Origin of the sequence: Arthrobacter crystallopoietes BAB-32 (assembly GCF_000328305.2) — a bacterium.
In the GTDB taxonomy this organism is placed as follows: domain Bacteria; phylum Actinomycetota; class Actinomycetes; order Actinomycetales; family Micrococcaceae; genus Crystallibacter; species Crystallibacter crystallopoietes_A.
This window is the reverse complement of the sequence record NZ_ANPE02000214.1, coordinates 1-21,929: the sequence shown is the minus strand read 5'-3', so window position 1 is coordinate 21,929 and position 21,929 is coordinate 1. Positions and strand designations below refer to the sequence as shown.

Annotated in this window: 19 protein-coding genes, 1 tRNA gene and 2 pseudogenes; 10 read left to right on the top strand and 12 right to left on the bottom strand. The window is 67.4% G+C overall.

All coding sequences use genetic code 11. From position 1 onward, the window contains the following. A partial coding sequence (locus tag D477_RS21380; RefSeq protein ID WP_005272421.1) for an HNH endonuclease signature motif containing protein occupies nucleotides 1-1,739 on the top strand: 1,739 nt, incomplete at its 5' end. Between the two features lie 59 nt (nucleotides 1,740-1,798). Here D477_RS21380 and D477_RS16870 read toward each other — a convergent pair. The 3 genes from D477_RS16870 to mca all read right to left on the bottom strand — a co-directional run bounded on the left by D477_RS16870 (nucleotide 1,799) and on the right by mca (nucleotide 5,373). Next, complete coding sequence (locus D477_RS16870; RefSeq protein WP_005272419.1) at nucleotides 1,799-4,021, bottom strand: thioredoxin domain-containing protein; 2,223 nt, start codon at nucleotides 4,019-4,021, stop codon at nucleotides 1,799-1,801. A gap of 1 nt (nucleotide 4,022) precedes the next feature. Next, the gene (locus D477_RS21375) at nucleotides 4,023-4,379 is read right to left on the bottom strand and encodes a hypothetical protein (RefSeq protein WP_005272415.1); all 357 of its coding nucleotides are present in this window, start codon (nucleotides 4,377-4,379) and stop codon (nucleotides 4,023-4,025) included. Nucleotides 4,380-4,446: 67 nt separating this feature from the next. Continuing rightward, entirely contained in the window at nucleotides 4,447-5,373 is a 927-nt protein-coding gene (mca, locus tag D477_RS16860) for a mycothiol conjugate amidase Mca (protein ID WP_052510833.1), read from the bottom strand. Nucleotides 5,374-5,541: 168 nt separating this feature from the next. Here mca and D477_RS16855 point away from each other — a divergent pair, with 168 nt between their 5' ends. Together D477_RS16855 and greA are read left to right on the top strand one after the other, a co-directional pair. After that, nucleotides 5,542-5,883, top strand: coding sequence for a DUF4307 domain-containing protein (locus D477_RS16855; protein ID WP_005272399.1), 342 nt, complete (start codon nucleotides 5,542-5,544; stop codon nucleotides 5,881-5,883). 342 nt (nucleotides 5,884-6,225) lie between these two features. Continuing rightward, nucleotides 6,226-6,716 (top strand): annotated as a pseudogene (gene greA / locus D477_RS16850) (transcription elongation factor GreA). A 76-nt stretch (nucleotides 6,717-6,792) separates the two neighbouring features. On the opposite strand, the gene D477_RS16845 reads toward greA, so the two are convergent. The 4 genes from D477_RS16845 to D477_RS16830 are packed head-to-tail and all read right to left on the bottom strand — an operon-like array spanning nucleotide 6,793 to nucleotide 10,847. Next, the gene (locus tag D477_RS16845) at nucleotides 6,793-7,386 is read right to left on the bottom strand and encodes a rhomboid family intramembrane serine protease (RefSeq protein WP_005272386.1); all 594 of its coding nucleotides are present in this window, start codon (nucleotides 7,384-7,386) and stop codon (nucleotides 6,793-6,795) included. 1 nt (nucleotide 7,387) lies between these two features. Further along, nucleotides 7,388-8,626: a threonine ammonia-lyase gene (gene ilvA, locus D477_RS16840; protein WP_005272383.1), complete on the bottom strand. Its 1,239-nt coding sequence runs from the start codon at nucleotides 8,624-8,626 to the stop codon at nucleotides 7,388-7,390. Further along, complete coding sequence (locus tag D477_RS16835; RefSeq protein ID WP_005272378.1) at nucleotides 8,623-9,888, bottom strand: AI-2E family transporter; 1,266 nt, start codon at nucleotides 9,886-9,888, stop codon at nucleotides 8,623-8,625. The genes ilvA and D477_RS16835 overlap by 4 nt, the downstream gene beginning before the upstream one ends. Before the next feature lie 26 nt (nucleotides 9,889-9,914). Continuing rightward, nucleotides 9,915-10,847 (bottom strand): aldose 1-epimerase family protein, encoded by a 933-nt coding sequence (locus tag D477_RS16830; RefSeq protein ID WP_005272376.1) that lies wholly within the window; start codon nucleotides 10,845-10,847, stop codon nucleotides 9,915-9,917. 31 nt (nucleotides 10,848-10,878) lie between these two features. Between D477_RS16830 and galT the strand changes: the two genes are divergently transcribed. Together galT and galK are read left to right on the top strand one after the other, a co-directional pair. After that, the gene (gene galT / locus D477_RS16825; protein WP_005272373.1) at nucleotides 10,879-11,997 is read left to right on the top strand and encodes a galactose-1-phosphate uridylyltransferase; all 1,119 of its coding nucleotides are present in this window, start codon (nucleotides 10,879-10,881) and stop codon (nucleotides 11,995-11,997) included. Continuing rightward, entirely contained in the window at nucleotides 11,994-13,181 is a 1,188-nt protein-coding gene (gene galK / locus D477_RS16820) for a galactokinase (RefSeq protein WP_005272372.1), read from the top strand. The genes galT and galK overlap by 4 nt, the downstream gene beginning before the upstream one ends. Before the next feature lie 115 nt (nucleotides 13,182-13,296). Here galK and D477_RS16815 read toward each other — a convergent pair whose 3' ends face one another. Next, on the bottom strand, nucleotides 13,297-14,133 hold the full coding sequence (locus D477_RS16815) for a Bax inhibitor-1/YccA family protein (protein WP_043847430.1): 837 nt from the start codon (nucleotides 14,131-14,133) through the stop codon (nucleotides 13,297-13,299). 120 nt (nucleotides 14,134-14,253) lie between these two features. Here D477_RS16815 and D477_RS16810 point away from each other — a divergent pair, with 120 nt between their 5' ends. From D477_RS16810 to D477_RS16790, 5 genes are all read left to right on the top strand, one after another. Further along, entirely contained in the window at nucleotides 14,254-14,613 is a 360-nt protein-coding gene (locus D477_RS16810) for a GroES family chaperonin (RefSeq protein ID WP_005272366.1), read from the top strand. A 254-nt stretch (nucleotides 14,614-14,867) separates the two neighbouring features. After that, nucleotides 14,868-16,187, top strand: coding sequence for a branched-chain amino acid ABC transporter permease (locus D477_RS16805; protein ID WP_081608605.1), 1,320 nt, complete (start codon nucleotides 14,868-14,870; stop codon nucleotides 16,185-16,187). A gap of 10 nt (nucleotides 16,188-16,197) precedes the next feature. Next, entirely contained in the window at nucleotides 16,198-17,178 is a 981-nt protein-coding gene (locus tag D477_RS16800) for a branched-chain amino acid ABC transporter permease (RefSeq protein WP_005272361.1), read from the top strand. Further along, nucleotides 17,175-18,206: an ABC transporter ATP-binding protein gene (locus D477_RS16795; protein ID WP_005272360.1), complete on the top strand. Its 1,032-nt coding sequence runs from the start codon at nucleotides 17,175-17,177 to the stop codon at nucleotides 18,204-18,206. The genes D477_RS16800 and D477_RS16795 overlap by 4 nt, the downstream gene beginning before the upstream one ends. Further along, complete coding sequence (locus tag D477_RS16790) at nucleotides 18,203-18,952, top strand: ABC transporter ATP-binding protein (RefSeq protein WP_005272355.1); 750 nt, start codon at nucleotides 18,203-18,205, stop codon at nucleotides 18,950-18,952. The genes D477_RS16795 and D477_RS16790 overlap by 4 nt, the downstream gene beginning before the upstream one ends. A gap of 168 nt (nucleotides 18,953-19,120) precedes the next feature. Here D477_RS16790 and D477_RS16785 read toward each other — a convergent pair whose 3' ends face one another. The 4 genes and pseudogenes from D477_RS16785 to D477_RS22810 form a co-directional block, all read right to left on the bottom strand. Beyond that, nucleotides 19,121-20,491 (bottom strand): ABC transporter substrate-binding protein, encoded by a 1,371-nt coding sequence (locus tag D477_RS16785; protein WP_005272351.1) that lies wholly within the window; start codon nucleotides 20,489-20,491, stop codon nucleotides 19,121-19,123. A gap of 157 nt (nucleotides 20,492-20,648) precedes the next feature. Next, nucleotides 20,649-20,721: transfer RNA gene (locus D477_RS16780), tRNA-Leu, on the bottom strand. 58 nt (nucleotides 20,722-20,779) lie between these two features. Next, entirely contained in the window at nucleotides 20,780-21,313 is a 534-nt protein-coding gene (locus tag D477_RS16775; protein ID WP_005272348.1) for a GNAT family N-acetyltransferase, read from the bottom strand. Between the two features lie 128 nt (nucleotides 21,314-21,441). Further along, nucleotides 21,442-21,929: pseudogene (locus tag D477_RS22810) on the bottom strand (NAD(P)/FAD-dependent oxidoreductase); the annotation flags it as partial.

Below are 21,929 nucleotides of genomic sequence, written 5' to 3'. Positions count from 1 at the left end.
TCGTCGCCATCCGCCGCATCGGCGGCTGGCTCGAGGCCTACACCCTGCGCCTGCTCACCGCCCTGACCCGCGAAGCCCTGAACGAACAACCCCACGGCTGGCCCCACCCCCTCGGACCCGACAAACCCGACGAAAGCCTCGCCATCGCCGCCGCCATCAGCGAAGCCGCCGCCGCCCTGCAGATCCCCGAACAAACCGCGGCCCTCAAAGTCAACTACGCCCGCTCCATCACCGGCGACTGCCCCACCACCCTGGCCGAACTCGAAGCCGGCAACCTCACCCCCGTGCAAGCCGCCATCATCACCGACGAAACCACCTCCCTGCCCAAGGACGCCCGCCCCGGCTTCGAACACGAACTCCTCGACATGGCCAACGAATGCTCCACCCCCGCCCTACGCCGCCGCTCCCGCAAAATCCGCGAGATCCGCCACCCCGAATCCATCACCACCCGCCGCGCCAAAGCCGCCAAAGACCGCCACATCGAACTCAAACCCGACCACGACGGCATGGCCTGGCTCACCGCCTACCTGCCCGCCGAAACCGCCGTCGCCGCGTACAACCACATCGACGACCTCGCCACCGCCGCCAAAAACCCCGAAGACCCCCGCACCCTCACCCAACTCCGCGCCGACGCCCTCACCCACCTCCTCCTCACCCCCACCAACCCCACGGCACCAGCCACCACAGAAGAAACCACCGCAGCGGCAGCAGAAACCGGAGCAGCAGACGCGGCAGGCGCCGACGCGGCCCTCCGCGCGGCCGAGACCACCTCCACCGCCGAGGACCCGGCCTGGGAGCCTACCTGCGGCCCACCCGCCACCGGTACCGCCAGCGCCGCAGAAACCGAGACGGACCCGAGCCAGGTTCAGACTGAAACGGATCCGGCCGCCGCACATCCGGATCCGCCGGTAGCCGATCCCATGAACCCCGAAATTCAAGGCGTTGACGAGGACCCGCCCATGGACCTACGCGAACACCCGCCCCGCAACGGCGGCCTGCCCGAAGGCACCGGCCACGGCATCGTGCCCACCGTCGCGCTGACCATCCCCGCACTGACCCTGCTCGGCCTCGGCAAGGAACCGGCCCACCTCGACGGCTACGGACCCATCCCCCTCGAAGCCGCCGCCCGGCTCGCCGCCAACGCCCCCTCCTTCACCCGGCTCCTCACCGACCCCGTCACCGGCGCCGTGCTCGCCATGGACCGCAAACAATACCGGCCCACCAACGCCCAACGCCGCTACCTGAAACTGCTCTACGAAAAATGCGTGTTCTACGGCTGCTCCCGCTCCAGCGACCACTGCGAACTCGACCACGCCATCGGCTGGGCCGAAGGCGGATCCACCAACGTGGCCAACCTCCGGCCCGAATGTAAAAAGCACCACCGGCTGAAAACCGAAACCGACTGGGACCTCGACCAACCCAACCGGCACCAATCCGACTGGACCTCCCCCGCCGGCCTCGAATACCCCACACGTCCCGAGCCACTCGCCCACACCCCGCCAGACGAACTGGCCAACATCCTCGAACAACACCAAATCCACGACATCAACACCAAACTCACCGCCTACCAACGCAAACACGAAAAAACCACCGAACAAGGCGCACCTGACGGAGCACAAGGCCGCCCTGACGGCAGTCCAGAACGGCCCCGCCCACCCAAGGCACCACCACCGGAACCAGAACCCGACAGCCACCGCGACGACGATGACAGCAACGACGAAACACCACCACCGTTCTGAGGCCCGCGACTAATTACCGGCTCTAGACGAGGATTCCTGTCCGCCCGGCGTCCGCTGCCCTAGGTGTTGGACCGTAGCTCAGCGACTAGCTCCTCGACCGTGGCAACCGGTCGACGGCACACCATTCGCCGGCAGACGTATGCGAACGCTCCGCCTTCCGGTCCGGGCCGGTTCTCCAGCAGGGGGACGTCGGACTCGCCCGAAGTAGTCGAAGCATCAGATGCTTGGTCCCCGAAGCGCATCGCGATGACCATGCCGGGGCTGCCGGTAGAACGAGCGGCCTTGGCAAGGGCGGTGACCGCGGTCCGCTTTCCCACCAAGGCGAGCTCCACCGGACCCGCGAGGAGCGCCTCGCCGACCGCCAGGCCCCAACCTGCCACTCGCGGCGCCTTTGGTGCAACCAGTTCCAGGTACTGGAGCAGTTGCTCGGCGAGCAGCCGATGCCGAAGCGATCCGCTGTACGCGGCATAAGTCAGCAGGGCTCCTGCAAAAAGATTCGTGCCGCTGGGGGTGGCGCTTTCGAAGGGGTCGGCGGGACTCCATGCGCCGCTGGCGGCGGCAAGTTGGGCAGGCTGGCCAGCGGTATCGCTGAGCACGCCGTCCTTGAGGAAAATCCCCTCCGCCGCGGTGACTAGTTCAGCGGCCAGCCTGTACCAGCGCTCATCCCCGGTACTGGCGTAGAGCGCGAAGAGCCCTTCGGCGAGACCCGCGTAGTCTTCCAGCAATCCCTGAATACTGCCGGCTGTCCCGGCGTGGGAGACGCGGGCAAGCGCTCCACGGCCCTCGAGGTGGACACGTTGCAAGTACTCGGCGGCCCCCACGGCGGCCGCCAGCAGATCGTCCCGGCCGAGGAGGTCGGCGGTCTCGGCGAGCGCGGCGATGGCCAAGCCATTCCATCCGGCGACGACTTTCTCGTCGCGAGCCGGCTGCGGACGTTGGTTGCGGACGGCCAGGAGCTTCGGCTTCAGCCCGTCCCACCTGCGCTGCTCCTCCGGGTCCAGCCTGCGACCGGGATGCAGAGTCGAGCCGGTGGCCGTGACGTTGCCCCGATCGCCGACGCCCATGAGGGATGCGACCCACTCCGCATCCTCGCCGATGGCTTCGCGGAGCTCGGCAGGGCTCCACAAGTAGGTGGCGCCCTCGTGATGCACGCCGTCGATGACTGTGTCGGCGTCCAGGGAGGAAGCAAAGCCGCCTTCGGCCAGTCCCAGCCTGCCGATCATCCAGTCCGCGGTCCCGGCGGCCACGGCGCGCGCGAGGTCGCGGTCCGGTCCGGGTGGGGACTGCGCAGCCCACTGCGCGTAGGCGCGCAGGAGCTGGACATTGTCGTAGAGCATCTTCTCGAAGTGCGGCACCGACCACTGGCGGTCGACGGCGTAGCGGGCGAAGCCGCCTTCGAGCTGGTCGTACAGTGCCGAGGTAGCCATCCTCTCCAGCGTCCGCGAGGCCAGGCCGAGGGCCGAATCCGCTGTGCCTGCGCCGTCGGGCCCGGGACTTCCCGTCTGAACGGCCGAATCCTCCGCCTCATCGCCACGGCCGAGGTTTCCGGCCCCATCCCGTTCCTGAAAATGGGGGCCATTGGCCGCGTGGCGGAGCAGGAACTGGACAACGGACGACGGCGGGAATTTGGGAGCGTCGCCGAACCCGCCATAGTCACGGTCTTCCTGTTCATCCAGCACCCGGACTGCCTCGTCGAGCAGTCCGGGCAGCCGCGTGGCGAGGGACGTTTCGGTGCCCTCGGCTGGGGGCAGGAGGCTGCCCATGAGCTTGCGGTTGTTGTCGGCGGCGCCTTCGAGCACTTCGGCGAGGGCTGAGGCGCTGGCTTCGACGCTCGGCCGCCTCTGGTCCCAGGCCTCTTTGACGGCTGCCAGCACCTGGCGGAAGGCAGGCATGCCAGGTGCCGGCCGCGGCGGATAGTAGGTCCCGGCGTAGAAGGCACGGCCGTCGGGCAGCGTGAAGACGCTCATGGGCCAGCCGCCCTGGCCGGTCATGGCCTGGGTTGCCGCCATGTAAACCGAATCAACGTCCGGGCGTTCTTCGCGGTCCACCTTGATGCTGACGAAGTGCTCGTTCAGGTAGTCCGCCGTCGCCTGGTCCTCGAACGATTCGTGCGCCATGACGTGGCACCAGTGGCAGGCGGCGTAGCCCACGGATACGAAAACAGGCACGTCGCGCAGACGTGCCTGTTCGAAGGCCTGGTCGCCGAATGGCCACCAGTCCACGGGGTTTCCGGCATGCTGGCGCAGGTAGGCTGAGGCTTCGTTGCGCAGTCTGCCGGACATGTCAGCTCCCGGGTGTCCCGTCCCGGTCGGGCCGCTGGTTCGTCGAGTCCTCGCCGGCTTCCCCGGGCTTCCGGCCCGTGATCCTGCCGTTCAGTTCAGCGTCGAGGCGGCGCTGCCGCTCCTGTTCGGTCTCAGCCGGCTCCGTGCGTTCTTCTGCCGCCTGAGCGGCCTGCTCGCGGTAGCGTACTCGGCGGATCCGCCGCTGCATGTCCCAGATCAGCAGGATGACCAGGACGGCCAGGCCAAAGGTGATGAAGAAGCCCCAGGGTCCTGGTGTGACCTGGTCCGGATCGAGGCCGGGCCTCAGCGTCGGTTCGCCGGTGGATCCGGCGGCGGCAAGTACATGCAGCAGGTGCAAGATGAATCTCTTTCTGGCAGGCCCGGACGCGGCAGGGGTCCGGAAATTCCGATTGCTTGGGCTTTCTCTATCGTATGCCCGCGAAGAAGTCGGTCTCCGGCAGGGTGGTATCCACTCTGGCGTCCACCAGCGTGTAGTCCTCCCACGGCCAGATCTTGCGCTGCATCTCGGGCGAGACCGCGAAGAAGAACCCGGCCGGTTCGATTTGCGTCCGGTGCGAGAGCAGGGCGCGGTCGCGGTGCTCGAAGAAATCGCCGCAGTCGATTTGCGTGGTGGTCCGATGGGTCGGCATGGGCGGCTGGTGCCCCTCGGCATCGGCCTCCTGCCAGGCCGCAATCCTGGCTGCGTACGGGGACTGCAGGCCGGCTTCCTCCAAGGCGAAGTGCAGCGCACGGAAGCGTTCCGGGTTGAAGGCCCGGTCGTAGTAGAGCTTCAGCGGGGCCCAGGCTTCGCCCGCCTCCGGATAGCGCTCCGGGTCCGCCGCGGCATGGTAGGCCTCCACCGCCACCTTGTGCGCCATGATGTGGTCCGGATGCGGGTAGCCGCCGTTCTCGTCGTAGCTGACAATCACGTGCGGCTTGAAGGTCCTGACCAGCCGCACCAGCGGAGCGGCTGCATGCTCCACCGGCAGCGTTGCGAAGCTGCCGAATGGCAGCGGCGGCAGCGGATCGCCCTCGGGCAGACCGGAATCCACGAAGCCCAGCCAGCGGTGCGAGATGCCGAGTTCACGGGCTGCCTTGGCCATTTCGAGCCGGCGCAGTCCCGGCAGGTCCCGCAGAGCCTGCGGTTCGGACGCGGCTTCGGCATTGAGGATGTCCCCGCGCTCACCGCCGGTGCAGGTGACCACCATGGTTTCGACGCCCGAGGCGGCATAACTGGCCATCGTGGCGGCGCCCTTGCTGGACTCATCGTCCGGATGCGCATGCACGGCCAGTAGGCGCAACCTGTCACCGCCGCGGCTCTCCACGGCTTGCTCAGTGGCTTCTGCAGGCATGCTCAACTCAAACTCCTGGTGATCGGACAGAATCTGTAACACGGTAAGGTTGTAGATGTGAGCAGCACCGGCCCGACTTCCACGCCCCCTCGTTCTTCAGGGTTAAGCGTAGCCAATCGGTACGGAGCCCCAAAGCAGGGCCTGGGCCGGGGTGCCAAGCGCGGCATAGTGATCGCAGTCCTGGCGGCGGCTGTCCTGCTCGCCGGCTTCTTCGCACTGAAACAGGGATCCCCGGCGGTCTCCAGCAAGGACGTTGGCTTCGACGTGTCGGACCCCTACCGGGCCACCGTGGACTTCCAGGTGACAAAGGACCCGGAGGCGACAGCCCAGTGCGCCGTCCAGGCGCTGAACGAGACGTACGCGATCGTGGGCTGGAAGATTGCCACCATCGGTCCGGCTGGAGAAGGGGAAGGGAACGACGGCGGGCGCACCACTGCGCACCGGATTCAGCTAAGAACGGAATCGCCTTCCGTCTCCGGCGGTGTCAACGCCTGCTGGATCACCGAGTAGGTTTTCCGCAAGAAGGGCCCGGTGCCCTTTACTGGCAACGAAAGTGCGGCACGCGGCACGACTCCGAGCCGCGCCGGCAGGCTTCGGGACCAGCCGCAAACGTGGCAGGCCGAATGTCTCAGAGTGATCTCGATTCTTGGGAAAAGACCGAACCACTGACTACACTTGTTCAATACATTCCGCCCCGCCCATCCGGTGGCTAGCCGATCCACAGGTGATCGAGCCGCCAGATATGCGGGGTCTTTGCTTGATGCGGCCGCCGTCTTACCGGCGGCCATTTCAGCAAAGGAGTACCCATGCCGGGAGCGGGAAGCCGCTGACGGCCACACTAAGGAGAAGTACGTGTCTACATCCAGCGCATCCGTGGCTTGGCTCACTCAGGAGTCTTACGACCGCCTGAAGGCTGAACTGGATTACCTGTCCGGCCCGGCCGGACGGAGATCGTTGCCCGCATCGAGCAGGCCCGTTCCGAAGGGGACCTCAAGGAAAACGGCGGCTACCACGCCGCCAAGGAGGAACAGGGCAAGGCCGAGGCGCGTATCCGCCAGCTGACCGACCTGCTGCGCAACGCCCATGTCGGCGAGGCGCCGGCTGACGACGGCGTTGTCGAGCCCGGCATGGTGGTCGAGGCCAACATCGCCGGCGACAAGGAGACCTTCCTGTTGGGCAGCCGCGAGGTGTCCAGCCATGCCGAGGTCGACGTCTACAGCGAAAAGTCCGCACTGGGTGCGGCGATCAACGGACTGAAGGTCGGCGACAAGACCACCTACGTCGCGCCGAACGGCAAGGACATCAAAGTGGAGATCCTCTCGGCCAAGCCATACAAGGGCTGACCGCCGCGCCGGCACTGCCGGAAAACCAGGTCCCAGGGCGGGTCCGTTGCTCGAACAGCAGCAGCGGGCCCGCCCTTTACCGTACCTGCCGGTTCCGGCCCCGCAGGCCGTCCCTGCGCATCAGCACTGCGGCGAGCACTCCCCCGGCTGCGCCGAACAGGTGCGCCTGCCACGACACCCCGCCTCCCGCCGTCGGCAGTAAGCCCCAGAGCACTGAACCGTAGAAAAGGAAAATAACGACGGCGAGCAGGATCTGCCGCCAACTGCGGTTGTAGAACCCGCGGACCAGCAGGTACGCGAGGAAACCGAACACCACGCCGGAGGCCCCGACGGTCAGGCCCTGGCCCAGCAGCCAGACGCCGGTGCCGGAGACCAGCCAGCTGGAGGCCAGCACCACCATGAAGCGCCGCGTGCCCTCGAGCAGCACGAGGAAACCCAGCACCACCAGCGGCAGCGTGTTGCTGACCAGGTGGTTGAAGTCGGCGTGCAGCAGCGGCGAAAAGAGGATGCCGTCGAGGCCATAAAGCCGGCGCGGGATGTTGCCGAGCAGGAAATAGATGCTGCTGCCGGCCAGCAAGGTGAACAGGTGCACGCCCCAGAGCACCGCGGCCAGGACGAGCAGGGCGCCCAGTGCGCGGCGAGCCCGGGCTGCCCGGCTGGGTTCGGCCACGCTAATGCACGACGACCGGCTGGAAGCCTTCGGCGCGGAGGCTGCCCAGGACGAGTTCGCAGTGCTCGTGGCCCTTGGTTTCGATGTCGATGGTGATCGCGACGTCGCCCATGCTGATGGAGCCGCCGATCCGGGTATGGTCCACGCGGGTGACGTTGGCGTCGGATTCGGCGATGATGCGCGAGATCTTGGCCAGGGAGCCGGGGCGGTCGTCCAGCATGATCCGCACGGACAGGAACCTGCCGGAGGCGAACAGGCCGCGCTGGATGACCTTGAGCATCAGCATCGGGTCGATGTTGCCGCCGGAGAGGATCACGGCCGTGGTGCCAGGGTTCTCGATGACGCCTTCCATCAGCGCCGCGACGCCGACGGCTGCGGCCGGCTCGACCACCAGCTTGGCGCGTTCGAGCATGAAGATCAGGGCGCGGGCGAGGGCGTCTTCGCTGACCGTGACCACGTCGTCGACCAGTTCCCGGATGATCGAGAAGGGCAGCTGCCCGGGGCGGCCAACGGCGATGCCGTCTGCCATGGTGGAGACCTTCTTCAGCGGCACCAGCGCGTCGGCTGCGAGCGAGGGCGGGTAGGCGGCCGCGTTTTCAGCCTGCACGCCGATGACCTTGATGTCGCGGCCGAGCTCCTTGGCGCGGGCCTTGACCGCGGTGGCCACGCCTGCCAGCAGGCCACCGCCGCCGACACCCATGATGATGGTGTCCACGTGCGGAATCTGCTCAAGGATTTCCAGCCCGATGGTGCCCTGGCCGGCGATAATGTCCGCGTTGTCGAACGGGTGGACGAAGACGGCGCCGGTCTGCTCGGCGTAGCGCTCGGCCTCGGCCAGCGCCTCGTCCACGTTGGTGCCATGCAGTACGACCTCGGCTCCGTGTCCCCGGGTGGCGGCCAGCTTCGGCAGGGCGACGCCGAGCGGCATGTAGATCCGTGCTTTGATGCCGAGCCGGGCGGCAGCGACGGCAACGCCCTGGGCATGGTTGCCGGCCGAGGCGGCCACGACGCCGCGGGCCTTCTCCTCCTCGGTCAGCCGCGCCATGCGGACGTACGCGCCGCGGACCTTGAAGGAGCCGGCGCGCTGGAGGTTCTCGCACTTGAAGTAGACCTCGGAGCCGGTCATCCGGCCCAGCGCCCGGGACTGTTCAATCGGGGTCTTGGCGATGACGCCGTCGAGCATTTCGGCCGCGTCCATCACGTCGTCGACAGTGACCGGCAGGGTCTTCAGATCTATCATTTCGGCTGTTCGTTCCTGTCCTCGGCGGCGGTACCATCACGGTCCCCGCCTGGGGTTTGAATCTGGCGCTTGGTTCTTGCGGTTGACTGGGCGGCCGCGGCGGCGGCCTGCACGGCCGGCTCGGGAGGGCGCAGCCGGCCACCGAGCGCGTCGTCGTCCTCCCAGCCGCGGGCGGCAATGTATTTGACCACGGAGTTGAGGATCGCCATCAACGGCACGGCGAACAGTGCGCCGGGGATCCCGGCGACCATGGTGCCGCCGGCGACGGCCAGGACCACCGCGAGCGGGTGGAGGGAGACGGCTTTGCCCATGATCAGCGGCTGCAGCACGTGGCTTTCGAGCTGCTGCACGCCGAGCACGATGGCGAGCATGATGATCGCGTTCACCCAGCCATTCGCCACGAGGGCGAGCAGCACGGCGACGAACCCGGTGAAGAGGGCGCCGACAATCGGGATGAAGGAGCCCAGGAACACCAGCACGCCCAGCGGCAGGGCCAGCGGTACGCCGATGATGGCCGCGCCGGCGCCGATACCCACGGCGTCGACGAAGGCCACGAAGACCTGGACCCGGATGTACTGCACCAGCGAGGTCCAGCCCTTGCGGCCCGCGCCGTTGGTCGCCGACCGGGCGCGGCGGGGCATCAGGTTCACGATGAAAAGCCAGATCCGCTGGCCATCGAGCAGGAAGAAGATCAGTGCGAAGATCGCCAGCAGCAGCCCGGCGACCAGGTGTCCGGCGGTGGAGCCGACGCTCAAGGCGCTGGACAGGATGGCGCTGCTGTTGGCCTGCACCTGGTCCAGCAGTTCGTTGATGTAGTCGTTCAGCTGCGCCGAGGTCAGCCGCAGCGGCCCCTCCGTCAGCCAAGTCTGGATCTGGCGCACGCCCTCGAGCACCTGGTCCCACAGTTCGCGGAAGCCGAAGTAGAGCTGCCGCCCCACCAGGGACAACGCCCCGCCGATCAGGCCGAGGAAGCCCAGGATGGTGATGCCGACGGCGAGGCCCTTAGGCACCTTGGCCTTGAGCAGGAACCGCACCACCGGCTGCAGCAGGCCGGCCAGCAGGGCTGCCACCATGACCGGGATGATCAGCAGCGACACGTAGCTGAGCAGCCAGATCAGCACGCCGGCGACAGCGACGACCAGCCCTATGCGCCACGCCCACGAAGCCGCAATGCGCAGCGCGTAGGGGACATCGTCCCGCGCGCTGTCCGGCCCGGCGGGCACCGGGCCCGTGGGGAGGCTGTCAGGGGTAAGCCGGCTCATAGAGACAATAATTTCACATCCCGCGACTAGGCATGTTGCCCGCGCACCCGGGCGCTGATGCCCCAGCTGCCGCCGAAGCTCTTGCCCGGTTCCAGCCAGACGAGGCCGTCTCCGGAATTGAGGGCGTTGGCCGGCGCGCTCATGGGTTCGACGGCGACTGCCAGCGGGCGGCCGGGATAGGTATCGGTGACGAAAATGTGCACGTAGGGGAAGACGTTGTCCTGCCACAGCGTGACCGATTCGCCACCGGCGGCGGCCAGGGTGGTCTCCACCCTGCCGTTGCCCGCAGGCTTCAGGTCCGTGTAAGCGCGGTCCAGTATTCCCAACGCGCCGATTCCGGTACCGCCGCGCAGGTCGGTTCCGCCGCTGGCCGATGCCGAAGCGCGCGGGATGAGCCTGTCGTCGGTCTCCAGGTAGGTTGCGCCCGGGACGGTCAGGGTCAGCCCGGCCGTCTCCATATCCCCCAGCCGCAGGTAGGGATGCGCCCCGAGGGCGACCGGAGCCGCCGCCGTCGAATGGTTGACCAGGGTTTGCGTCACGGTCAGGTCGCCCGCCTCGTCGATCCCGTAGCGGACCTGGTGGGTGAGCCGGAAGGGGTAGCCGTGCTGCGGGAAGATCTCGGCTTCGAGTTCCACCGCGTCGTCCGTCCGCTCCGTGGGCCGGTAGCTGCTGTTGCGCAGCAGCCCGTGGCTCGCATGGCCCCGGGTGAGCTCGGTGATGTCCAGCTTCTGCACCTTGCCGTCGAGCATCCACTTGCCGTCTGCCACGCGGTTGGGCCACGGCGCGAGCAGGATGCCGGACGCGCCCGGCGGGATCTCGTCGTCGTTAAAGGTCTCCGTCAGCTGGACGCCGTCCTTCGTGAACAACCGCAGGCACCCGGCCAGCTCGGTAATCACCGCCTGCGAGTTGCCGCGCTGGATCCGGAACTGTTCGCCGGTGGCAAAGGTATGGTGGCTCATAGCTAAAACGTACCTCCAGACGGGAGCCGCGATGACCATCATGACCTCCACGCGGCTGTCGGACGGCCGGGAACTGCTCTACTTCGACGCCGACGCGGAGTCGGCCAGGCGGCACCAGGAACCGGAGCAGGTGCGGGACCGGCGCGGACTTCCCGCGCGCAACCCGGACGGCGGACAGCTGCGCTTCGACGAACTCACCGGCGAATGGGTGGCCATCGCGGCACACCGGCAGGACCGCACGCACCTCCCGCCGGAGGATGAGTGCCCGCTGTGCCCGTCGGATGGAACGCGCCGGAGCGAAATCCCCGCCGGCTACGAAGTTGCGGTCTTCGAGAACCGCTTTCCCTCGTTCGGCCCTCAGCTCGGTGGCGTCCCGGCGGATCCCGGCCCGGAACTGCACCAGGACCCGGAACCTTCGTACGGACGCTGCGAGGTCATTTCCTTCACCGACGCCCACACCGGCTCCTTCGCCGAGCTGCCGTACGAGCGGGTGCGGACCGTGGTGGACGCGTGGGCCCAGCGCACCGAAACCCTCTCCGGCCTGCCCGGCGTGCAGCAGGTGTTCTGCTTCGAGAACCGCGGCGCGGAGATCGGCGTGACCCTGCACCACCCGCACGGGCAGATCTACGCCTACCCCTTCGTCACGCCGCGCGCGCTGCGGATCGCCCGGCTCGCCCGGCGGCATTTCCTGCGCTCCGGCGGGCTCGAGAGCCAAGCGGCCGCCATCCTCGCCGCCGAGCGCACGGACGGCTCGCGGATGGTGCTCGAGGGCCGGCATTTCAGCGCCTACGTGCCGTTTGCCGCCCGCTGGCCGCTCGAGGTCCACCTGGTGCCGCACCGCCACGTGGCGGACCTGTCCGCGCTCGGCGGCGCGGAGCGGGACGAACTGGCCGAGCTCTACCCGGAGCTGCTGCGCCGGTTCGATGCCCTCTACGACACCCCCACGCCCTACATTGCGGCCTGGCACCAGGCGCCCGTCGACCCGGAGCTGCGCCCCGCCGGACACCTGCACCTGCAGCTGACCTCGCCCCGCCGCGCCGCCGACAAGCTCAAGTACCTGGCCGGGTCCGAGGCCGCGATGGGCGCCTTCATCAACGACACGGTGCCGGAGGAAACCGCCGCCCGGCTGCGTGAGGCAGGCCCGGCTTGAGCGGTACGGCCGCCGGCACCGCCCGCCTGGACGCACTGGCCGCTGCCGCCCGGACCGGATTCGCCGCCCGCTTTGAGGCCATACCGGACGGCCTCTGGTCGGCCCCGGGACGGGTGAACCTGATCGGCGAGCACACGGATTACAACCAGGGCTTGGCCCTACCGCTGGCGATCGACCGGACCACCGTTGCGGCCGCCGCGCTCCGCCATGACGGCCAGGTCCGGGTCTCCACCGTGCTGGAGGGAAAGTACGACGGCGTGCGCGTGCCTGCCGCGGACATCTCGCCGGGGTCCGTGTCCGGGTGGGCCGCGTACCCGCTCGGCGTTGTCTGGGCCTTCGCGCGCCGCGGTTTCCCGGTGCCGGGGCTGGACCTGCAGCTGGAAACCGATGTGCCGGTCGGCGCGGGGCTCTCATCCTCCGCCGCCGTGGAATGCGCCGTTGCCGCCGCCTTGAACGACCTCCTGGGCGCACGGCTGGGGCTGGCCGAGCTGGCCACGCTGTGCCAGCAGGCCGAGAACCAGATGGCGGGGGCGCCCACGGGCATTCTGGACCAGACCGCCTCGCTGGGCGGGCGCACGGGCCACGCCCTGCTCGTGGACTTCCGCAGCGGCGCCGCCCGGCCGGTACCGCTGCGGCTCGAGGAGCATGCCCTGCGCCTGCTCGTAATTGACACCAAGGTCTCGCACGCCCACGCCGGCGGAGGCTACGCCGAACGCCGCCGGGACTGCGAACGGGCCGCCGAGCAGCTTGGGCTGGACTCCCTCCGCGGACTCACGGCCCCCGGCCTCGATGCCGCCGAGGCACGGCTGGATGCCGCCGCCTTCCGCAGGGCGCGGCACGTCGTTGGCGAGAACCGGCGGGTCGAGGAAACCGTGCAGCTGCTGGAGGCGGCGGACCCGGCAGCCATCGGCCCGCTGCTCAGCCAAAGCCATACCTCGCTGCGCGATGATTTCGAGGTCTCGTGTCCCGAGCTGGACCTGGCCGTGGACACTGCGTGCCGGCACGGCGCGCTCGGGGCCCGCCTGACCGGCGGCGGGTTTGGCGGCTCGGCCATCGCCCTGGTCCCCGCCGCCTCTGCCGCCAAGGTGGGGACCGCCGTCGTTAATGCCTTCCGGAATGCCGGCCTTGTGGCCCCGGAAATCTTCCCGGTGTCCCCCGCCGCAGGAGCAGCCCGGCTGGCGTGAGGCGTGGCTGGCCTGCACGCGGGCGGGGCTGAGGCGGGGCTGGATGTATAGGCCTGATGCCGGGCTTAAAAAAGTTGGACCCCGGCGGCAACCGGGGTCCAACTTGAGGCTGTTCCTACTCCTCGGCCACCGAGCGGAGGATGGCCAGCAGGCGCAGGATCTCGACGTAGAGCCAGACCAGCGTGACGGTCAGGCCGAACGCTGCTGTCCAGGAGTACTTGCGGTCCACGCCCTGGCGCACGCCTTCCTCAATGGACGTGAAGTCCATGATCAGCGAGAAGGCGGCCAGGCCAATCGCGAAGATCCCGATGATGACACCGAGCGGGATGCCCATGACCTCCATACCGCGTACGCCCCAAGGGGTGTCCAGCACGCCGAACATCTGCAGGCCCAGGTTGACCAGCGAGAACACGGCGTAGCCGATGATGGCGATCATGAAGAACTTCATCGCCTTCGGGGTCGCCCGCACCTTGCCGCTCTTGAACAGCGCAAGGGTCACCGCGAACACGCATACGGTGCCGAGGACGGCCTGCGGCGCGATGCCCGGGTACATGCCGTCCAGCACCGCCGAGATGCCGCCGACGAAGAGGCCCTCCGCCGCGGCGTAGGCCAGGATCAGGCCCTTGGATGGCTCCTTCTTGAAGGCGTTGACCAGGCCGAGCACCAGGCCGGCGAGCATGCCCGGGATCATCAGCGCCGGGATCATCCAGCCGACTGCGGCGCCAGCCAGCACCAGCGCCAGGCAGGCCAGCGTCTTCATGATGACGTCGTCGTAGGTCATCCGCCCCGTCTGGGCGGGACCGGCGGACGGCTGGTTGTAGAGGTCCTGCAGCTGCTGGCTGGACATCTGCGCCTGGCCGGCCAGCATGGCGGAACCGGCGTTCGTGGTGTTCTGCGGTTGGCTGCGGAATACGTTGGGATTGTTAAAGACGGGATTTCCACCCATTGCCATCTTTGTTGTCCTCCGATCAGGGGGTACGAGCTGTTTCAACCCTACCTAATGCAACGTTCGGCGGCCGCTGTTATATCCCGGCGGACGGAATCTGCTGCGGGCAATGCTTAGAATGCTGGTGTGAATCCTCGCCCCGCCACCGATCGGAACCAGCGCACCGCACCTGTCCACCTGCCGCTGCGGATGCTGCACGACCGGATCCTGGTGGCGCCGGACAAGGACAGCAGCGAGCGGCGGTCATCCTCGGGCATCGTGATACCGGCGACGGCGGCAATGGGCAAGCGCTTGGGCTGGGCCACCGTGGTGGCGGCCGGACCGAATGTCCGCCAGGTCGGCGTGGGCGACAAGGTCCTGTTCGACCCCGAGGACCGCGCCGAGGTCGAAGTCAACGCCGCCGACTACATTCTGCTGCGCGAGCGGGACATCCACGCGGTGGCCGAGCCCGAGGAAGCGGACAAGGGTACGGGGCTCTACCTCTAATAGCCCGCTGTTTTCCGCCGGGCAGCTCCGGCGTTACCGAAAGTTTTGCAACAGCTTCACAGTTGTTATCTGATCGCGACCAAAAGCAAGCATTTCGCAACTTGCTGAACACAATGCGCGAGTAACATGAACGACACGTCAGTGACGCAGTTCACATGACACTGTCAGCGTTGCCGGTTCCCGGGGGCCGGCAAGCCCCCACTGTGGAGGTTCATAACTTGAGAACACTGCCGAAGCTTGCTCGGCCGATCGGGATGCTGGCTTTCCTGCTGGCGGTCTTCGCATCCCTGCTCTTATCGGCACCCGCCGTGCAAGCCCAGACCTTGGCTGCGCCGGTTTCCGCCTCGACCCCATCGCCATCCCCGTCGCCGGAAAGCCCGGCCAGCACCCCGGATTCCTTTCCGAACACCATTAACGGTGTACTGCGGAACGCCGGACAACCGGTGGCGGGGGTGACCATCAGGGCCACCGGCGAGGGCTTCAGCGGAGAGACCGTGACCTCGGAAACCGGCGCCTGGACCATCGGCGTTCCGGTGCAGGGAACCTACCAGGTCGAACTCGATGTCACCACGCTCCCGGAGGGGGTGGCACTGGCCGAGGGTGCGCAGAACCCGCGCGAAGTCACCTTCGCCAACACCTCCAATGCCGGGGCCATCTTCCCGCTGGGCGAGGGCATCGTCGTCCAAAGCCAGTCCTTCGGTGAATTGCTCGCCGAGCGCATGCTGGCCGGACTCAGTTTCGGCCTGCTGCTGGCGCTGGCTTCGGTGGGGCTGTCGCTGATCTTCGGCACAACCGGCCTGACGAACTTCGCGCACGGCGAGATGGTCACACTGGGCGCGGTGCTGATGTTCTTCCTCGCCGGACTGGGCCTGCCGATCTGGCTCGCGGCCGCGTTGGCGATCGTCGGCGGCGGCCTGTCCGGCTATATTCAGGATGCGGGCCTCTGGAAGCCACTGCGCCGGCGCGGTTCGGGCATCATCCCGATGATGATCGTCAGCATCGGCCTGGCCCTCGCTGCCCGCTACACCATCCAGCTGTTCTTCGGTGGCAGCACGCAGCAGCTGCCGGGAGCGCGCAGCCCGCAGATCGAATTCGGCGCGGTCTCCATTTCACAGAACACGCTGCAGTCGCTGATTATCAGCACGATCGTGGTCCTCGTGGTGTCCTTCCTGCTGCTCAAGACCCGGATCGGCAAGGCGACCCGTGCGGTGGCCGATAATCCGGCGCTGGCGTCCGCCTCCGGCATCGACGTGGACCGGGTCATCCGGCTCGTCTGGACGGTCGGCGGCGTGCTCGCCGCGCTCGGCGGCATCCTCTGGGCGTACTACCGGCCGGGCGTGACCTTCAATATGGGCCAGCAGATCCTGCTCCTGATCTTCGCGGCGGTGGTCCTGGGCGGCCTCGGCACCGTGTTCGGCGCGCTGCTCGGTTCGGTCATCGTCGGCATCTTCGTCGAAGTCTCCACGATTTGGCTCGAGGCGGACCTCAAGTTCGTCGGCGCGCTGCTGATCATGATCATTGTCCTGTTGTTCCGGCCCCAAGGCATCCTGGGCCGCAGAGAGCGCGTAGGTTAGGGGGCGCACGATGGACTTTCTCAACATTCTCACTGGTGCACTCGGCGAGATCATCAGCCCAACCACGGCCGCCTACGCACTGGCTGCCCTGGGCCTGGCGGTCCACTTCGGCTACTCGGGCCTGCTGAACTTCGGCCAGGCGGGCTTCATGGCGATGGGCGCCTACGGCTTCGCGATCTCCACGCTTACGTTCAACGCCCCCTTCTGGCTCGCAGTGCTGGTGGCCCTGGCCTGCTCGGTTGGCTTCGCGTTCCTGCTCGGCATTCCGACCCTGCGGCTGCGCGCCGACTACCTTTCGATCGTGACCATCGCCGCGGCCGAAGTCGTGCGCTACATCGTCACGACGAACTCGCTGACCGACATCACGGGCTCAGCCGGCGGCCTGAACGGCTTCGCCGACGGGTTCTACGCCCTGAACCCGTTCCCGGAAGGGACGTACAACCTCGGTTTCATCTCGCTCAGCGCCCGCGACCTCTGGGTCCGGGTCGCCGCCTGGATCGTCGTCGCGATTTGCTGCGTGATCGTCTGGCTGCTGATGCGCAGCCCCTGGGGACGCGTGCTGAAGGGCATCCGTGAGGACGAGAATGCGGTCCGCTCGCTGGGCAAGAACGTGTACTCCTACAAGATGCAGGCCCTGGTCATTGGCGGTGTCTTCGGCACGCTGGCCGGGGTGCTCTTCACCCTCCCCCGCAGCTCCGTCCAGCCGGCCAACTACGGCAGCGAACTGACCTTCTTCCTGTGGACCTGCCTCCTGCTCGGCGGCATGGCCACGGTCCTCGGTCCGGTGATCGGCGCCATGCTCTTCTGGGTCGTGCTCTCGCTGACCCAGGGCCTGCTGTACGGCGCCATCGGCGCCGGCTACATCACCTTCATCTCCATCCCCCAGGCAGGCCAGCTGCGCTACATCATGGTCGGCATCGCACTGATGCTGTTGATGATCTTCAGGCCGCAAGGCGTGCTGGGCAATAAGAAAGAGCTGGCGTTCTCATGAGCATGCACCATCCCAACCCGGAAGAGTCCGGCGGCGTGCAGACCGAAGCCGTCGACTACATGACGGACACCCGCCCCATCGCCTCGGAGCCGGCGGCGCCCGGTTGCCGGAAGCGGGACCCGATCCTGGTGGCCAAGCACGTCACCCGCACCTTCGGCGGGATCAACGCCGTCGACGTCGAGTACCTCGAGGTGCCCCGGCACAAGATCACCGCGCTGATCGGACCCAACGGCGCGGGCAAGACCACGTTCTTCAACCTGCTGACCGGCTTCGACCAGCCGAACTCGGGTGAGTGGACCTTCGACGGGACGTCGCTGGCCGGCGTCCCCTCCTACAAGGTGGCGCGGATGGGCATGGTCCGCACGTTCCAGCTGACCAAGGTGATGGGCAAGCTCAAGGTCATCGAGAACATGCGTCTCGGCGCCACGAAGCAGGAGGGCGAAAAGCTCTCCAAGGCCCTGTTCAAGAACGTCTGGGGCGGCCGCGAGAAGGAGATCACCCGGCACGCGGACGGGCTGCTGGAGAAGTTCAAGCTGGACACCAAACGCGAGGACTATGCGGCTTCGCTCTCCGGCGGCCAGCGCAAGCTGCTGGAAATGGCCCGCGCGCTGATGGCCGATCCCAAGCTCGTCATGCTGGACGAGCCGATGGCAGGCGTGAACCCGGCCCTGACCCAGTCCCTGCTGGACCACATCCGGAACCTGAAATCCGAGGGGATGACCGTGCTCTTCGTCGAGCACGACATGCACATGGTGCGCAACATCGCCGACTGGGTGGTGGTGATGGCCGAAGGCAAGATCGTCGCCGAAGGACCGCCCGCGGAGGTCATGAAGGACCAGGCGGTGATCGACGCCTACCTCGGTGCCCACCACGATGTGGACCTCGGCGCGGCCGAGGGCGTCGAGGAACTGGAAGAGCAGCTCGCGAAGGACCAGGAGTCCGTGGTCGGCACCGACAACGCGGGCATCATCGGCCGCGGCATCGCCGAACAGGACGGCCGGGACGAGGAACGGAAGGAAGAGCGATGAGCCAGCAGACGCCCGAGGACGGGAACGCCGTCGTCACCGTCACTGACCTCGTGGCCGGCTACCTGCCCGGGGTCAACATCCTCAACGGGTGCAGCATCGAGGCCCGGCCCGGCGAGCTGATCGGCATCATCGGTCCCAACGGCGCCGGCAAATCCACCCTCCTGAAGGCCATGTTCGGCCTGGTCAAGATCCATTCAGGCCGCGTGGTGGTGCGCGGGCGGGACATTACCGGCCTCAAGGCCAACAAGCTGGTCACCCAGGGCATCGGCTTTGTGCCGCAGACCAACAACGTCTTCGCCACGCTGACCATCGAAGAGAACATGCAGATGGGCATGTTCCAGCGTCCCAAGGACTTCAAGGAGCGCTTCGACTTCGTCACCGAGCTGTTCCCGGAGCTGGGCAAGCGCCGCCAGCAGCGCGCCGGCTCGCTCTCCGGCGGCGAGCGCCAGATGGTGGCGATGGGGCGGGCACTGATGATGGATCCGGCCGTGCTGCTGCTGGACGAGCCCTCGGCGGGCCTCTCCCCCGTCAAGCAGGATGAGACCTTCCTGCGCGTCCATGAAATCAACCGGGCCGGAGTATCGGTCATCATGGTCGAGCAGAACGCCCGGCGCTGCCTGCAGATCTGCGACCGGGCCTACGTGCTGGACCAGGGCCGCGACGCCTACACGGGCACCGGCCGCCAGCTGCTCAAGGACCCGAAGGTCATCCAGCTGTACCTGGGCACGCTCGCGGATACGGCGTGACCCTTTTCCGCCCATGACGACGGCGGCGCTGTCCTGTACGGGGCAGCGTCGCCTTCGCTTTGTCCAAACGCCCCATCAGGCCGCCTGTGTGACCTCCTGGACATGAGGAAGCCCCCGCCGGATCCGGCGGGGGCTTCCTGCTTCAGTGCGAGTGAGGGACTGAAGCCGTTAGAGCTGGCCGAACTCCTCGCGGGCCGGCTGGGGGACGTTCTCGGCGTCGTAGTTGTAGATGCCGATGTATGCCTCCGTGGGATCACCATTCTCATCGAAGGTGACCGGGCCGGAGAGGCCGTCGTAGTCGATGTCCTGGCCTTCGCGCAGCAGCGTCACGCAGCCGGCGAAGTCATAGCACTTCTCGCCGTCCTTCGATACGGCCACCAGTTCGGCGGCAATGTCCTCACCGGTCGTGCTGCCGGCAGCTTCGGCCGCCAGCGCGATCATGTTCACGGCGTCGTAGGCCTCACCGGCATAGGCGTAGTCGGTCAGGCTGTCGTCCACGGTGGCCAGGTCGGAGCGGAACTCGTCCTTGGCGAACGTGCCCGGGATGGTGCCCTGTGCCCCTTCCATCGCGCCGGGATCCAGGTCCTCGCTCAGGTCGGCGGTGTTGCCGTCCACCAGGAACAGCTGCTCCGGGCTGACGCCCTTGGCGAGCAGCAGCGGAGCGATGCTCTTGATCTCGTCGAAGGTGATGACGGCGATGGCATCCGGGTCGGCGGCCACCACGGCGTCGACCTGCGAGCTGAACTGCGAGTCTCCCGTATTGAACATTTCCTCGGCGACGACCTGGCCGCCGGCGCCTTCGAACGCTTCCTTGACGTTCTTCTGCAGGCCGGTGCCGTACGGATCGTTCAGGACGATCATGCCCAGCGTCTGGGCGCCGCAGGAGATCATGTAGCTGCCCAGGGTGCGGCCCTGCAGCACGTCGGAGGGCGCGGTGCGGAAGTACAGCCCGTTGTCGTCATAATCGCTGAACTCGGGCGAGGTGTTGGCCGGGGAGAACTGCACCACGCCGGCATTGGTGATCTGGTCGATCACGTTGAAGGACACGCTGGACGATGCGGCACCGACAATGGCGCTGACGTCCTGTCCCAGCAGGTCGCTCACCGACTGGGTGGCGATGTCGGTCGTGGTGTCGCCGGAATCGCGGTGCACGATTTCCACGTCCTTGCCCAGCACGCCGCCGGCTTCGTTGATTTCCTTGATGGCAAGGTTGCTGCCGGCGATTTCAGGCGGACCGAGGTAGGCCAACGTGCCGGTGGTCGGGAGCAGGGTGCCGATTTTCAGGGGCTGTTCGGTGGAGCCCTTGGACGCAGGCACCGCAGAGGGATCGCCCTTGGTGCGTTCGGCGCCGGCCCCGTTTTCACCGGGTTCGGGACAGGTCAGGCCGGAGGCTGCGGGGGCCGACGTGCCGCCTTCTTGTTCAGGTGTGCCGGAACCGCCACAAGCTGATGCGAAGAGGGCTACCCCCAAGCCGAGTGCCGCCAGCTTGGCGCCGCGCGCACCGCTGCCGAACAGCACTGCATTACGTGTTGCAGTCATAAACTCTTCTCCTCGATCACAAAGGTCCGCGAACCTTTGGTCAACCACCATGGATTCGGTGATTATGAGAAGAAACTAGTGCACAAAGCAACAAAAAATAAGGCGATTTGATTACATCCTTGTAACGCTCGTCACACTAGGGCGAACGTTGCATCGGTACCCCAGGTGGGACTCGAACCCACACTGAAACGATTTTAAGTCGCTTGCCTCTGCCATTGGGCTACTGGGGCATGCCGGTACGGAAGGCACTATCCAGCCTACTGGATCCGGGCAGCCGGAGCAGCGTCACTAGAGACGGGAAAAGGGCGCGGCATAGCGGAACAGTCCCCGCGGCACCGTCCTGCCGGACAGCGGCAACGCCATGAAGTGCGCTCCCCACTGCGGGTCCGGGGCCTGGATGCCCAGCTCGGCGGCCGGCCGGTAGCCAAAGCGCGGGTAGTAGCCGGTGTGGCCAAGCAGCACGATCACCGCTTCGCCCCGGGCCACAGCGCGCAGCCGGGTTTCTTCCAGCAAGGCAGCGCCGATTCCCTGTCCCTGGTACTCGGGCAGGACCGAAATCGGCCCCAGGCCCAGGGCCGGCTGGCCGTCGATCCAGCCGCGGGTGGTGATCGAGTGTCCGGCGATGACCGGGCTGCTGCCGGGCGCCGGCGCCTCGGCGACGACGGACAGGTCAGGCAGGTACTCGTCGCAGCCGAACAGCTCCGAGAGCAGCCGCACCTCCACCGGTTCCTGGCCGTCCCCGCCAGCGAAGGCACGGGCGGTCAGCCGGAGCACTTCCGCCCGGTCGTCCGGATGCTCACTGCGCACATGCACGGTCGTCACGGGTTCTTCCTCCTGCCCGGCGCTGCCTGCGTCCTGCTGCGGTTTAACCTGACGACGGCGGGGCGTTAGGTTCCGTTGCCGCGGAACCCAACGCTCCCGCCGTCGTTAGTGGTACGGCCCTGCCGAGGCTACCGGGAGTCGGCCGGCGCCTGGGATCCGGACTTCTGCTCGTCCTTGGCACCTTCGGCCTTGGCCGGTTCCGGCTTCTTGGCCGGGGCGGCGGCGGTACGGAACGCGCGGTACGGGGTCTCGATGTCGCTGATCTCGGTGGTGTCGCGGCCGAGGATGGCATTGAGGGTCCAGTCGGCGATCACGCGGATCTTGCGCTCCCAGGTCGGCATCGCGAAGCCGTGGTAGCCGCGGTGCGCCAGCCAGGCCAGCGGGCCCTTCAGCTTGATGCCCATGACCTTGGCGACGCCCTTGTTGATGCCGAAGCCGGCGACGGCACCGAGGTTCTCGTGCTTGTACTCGGTGACCTCGCCCACGCCCCAGCGCTCGGCATAGATGTTCTTGGCCAGGTGCTTGGCCTGGCGCACGGCATGCTGGGCGTTCGGCACGCAGAACCCGCCGACCCCGCCGCCGGTCAGGTCCGGCACCGCCGCGACGTCGCCGGCGG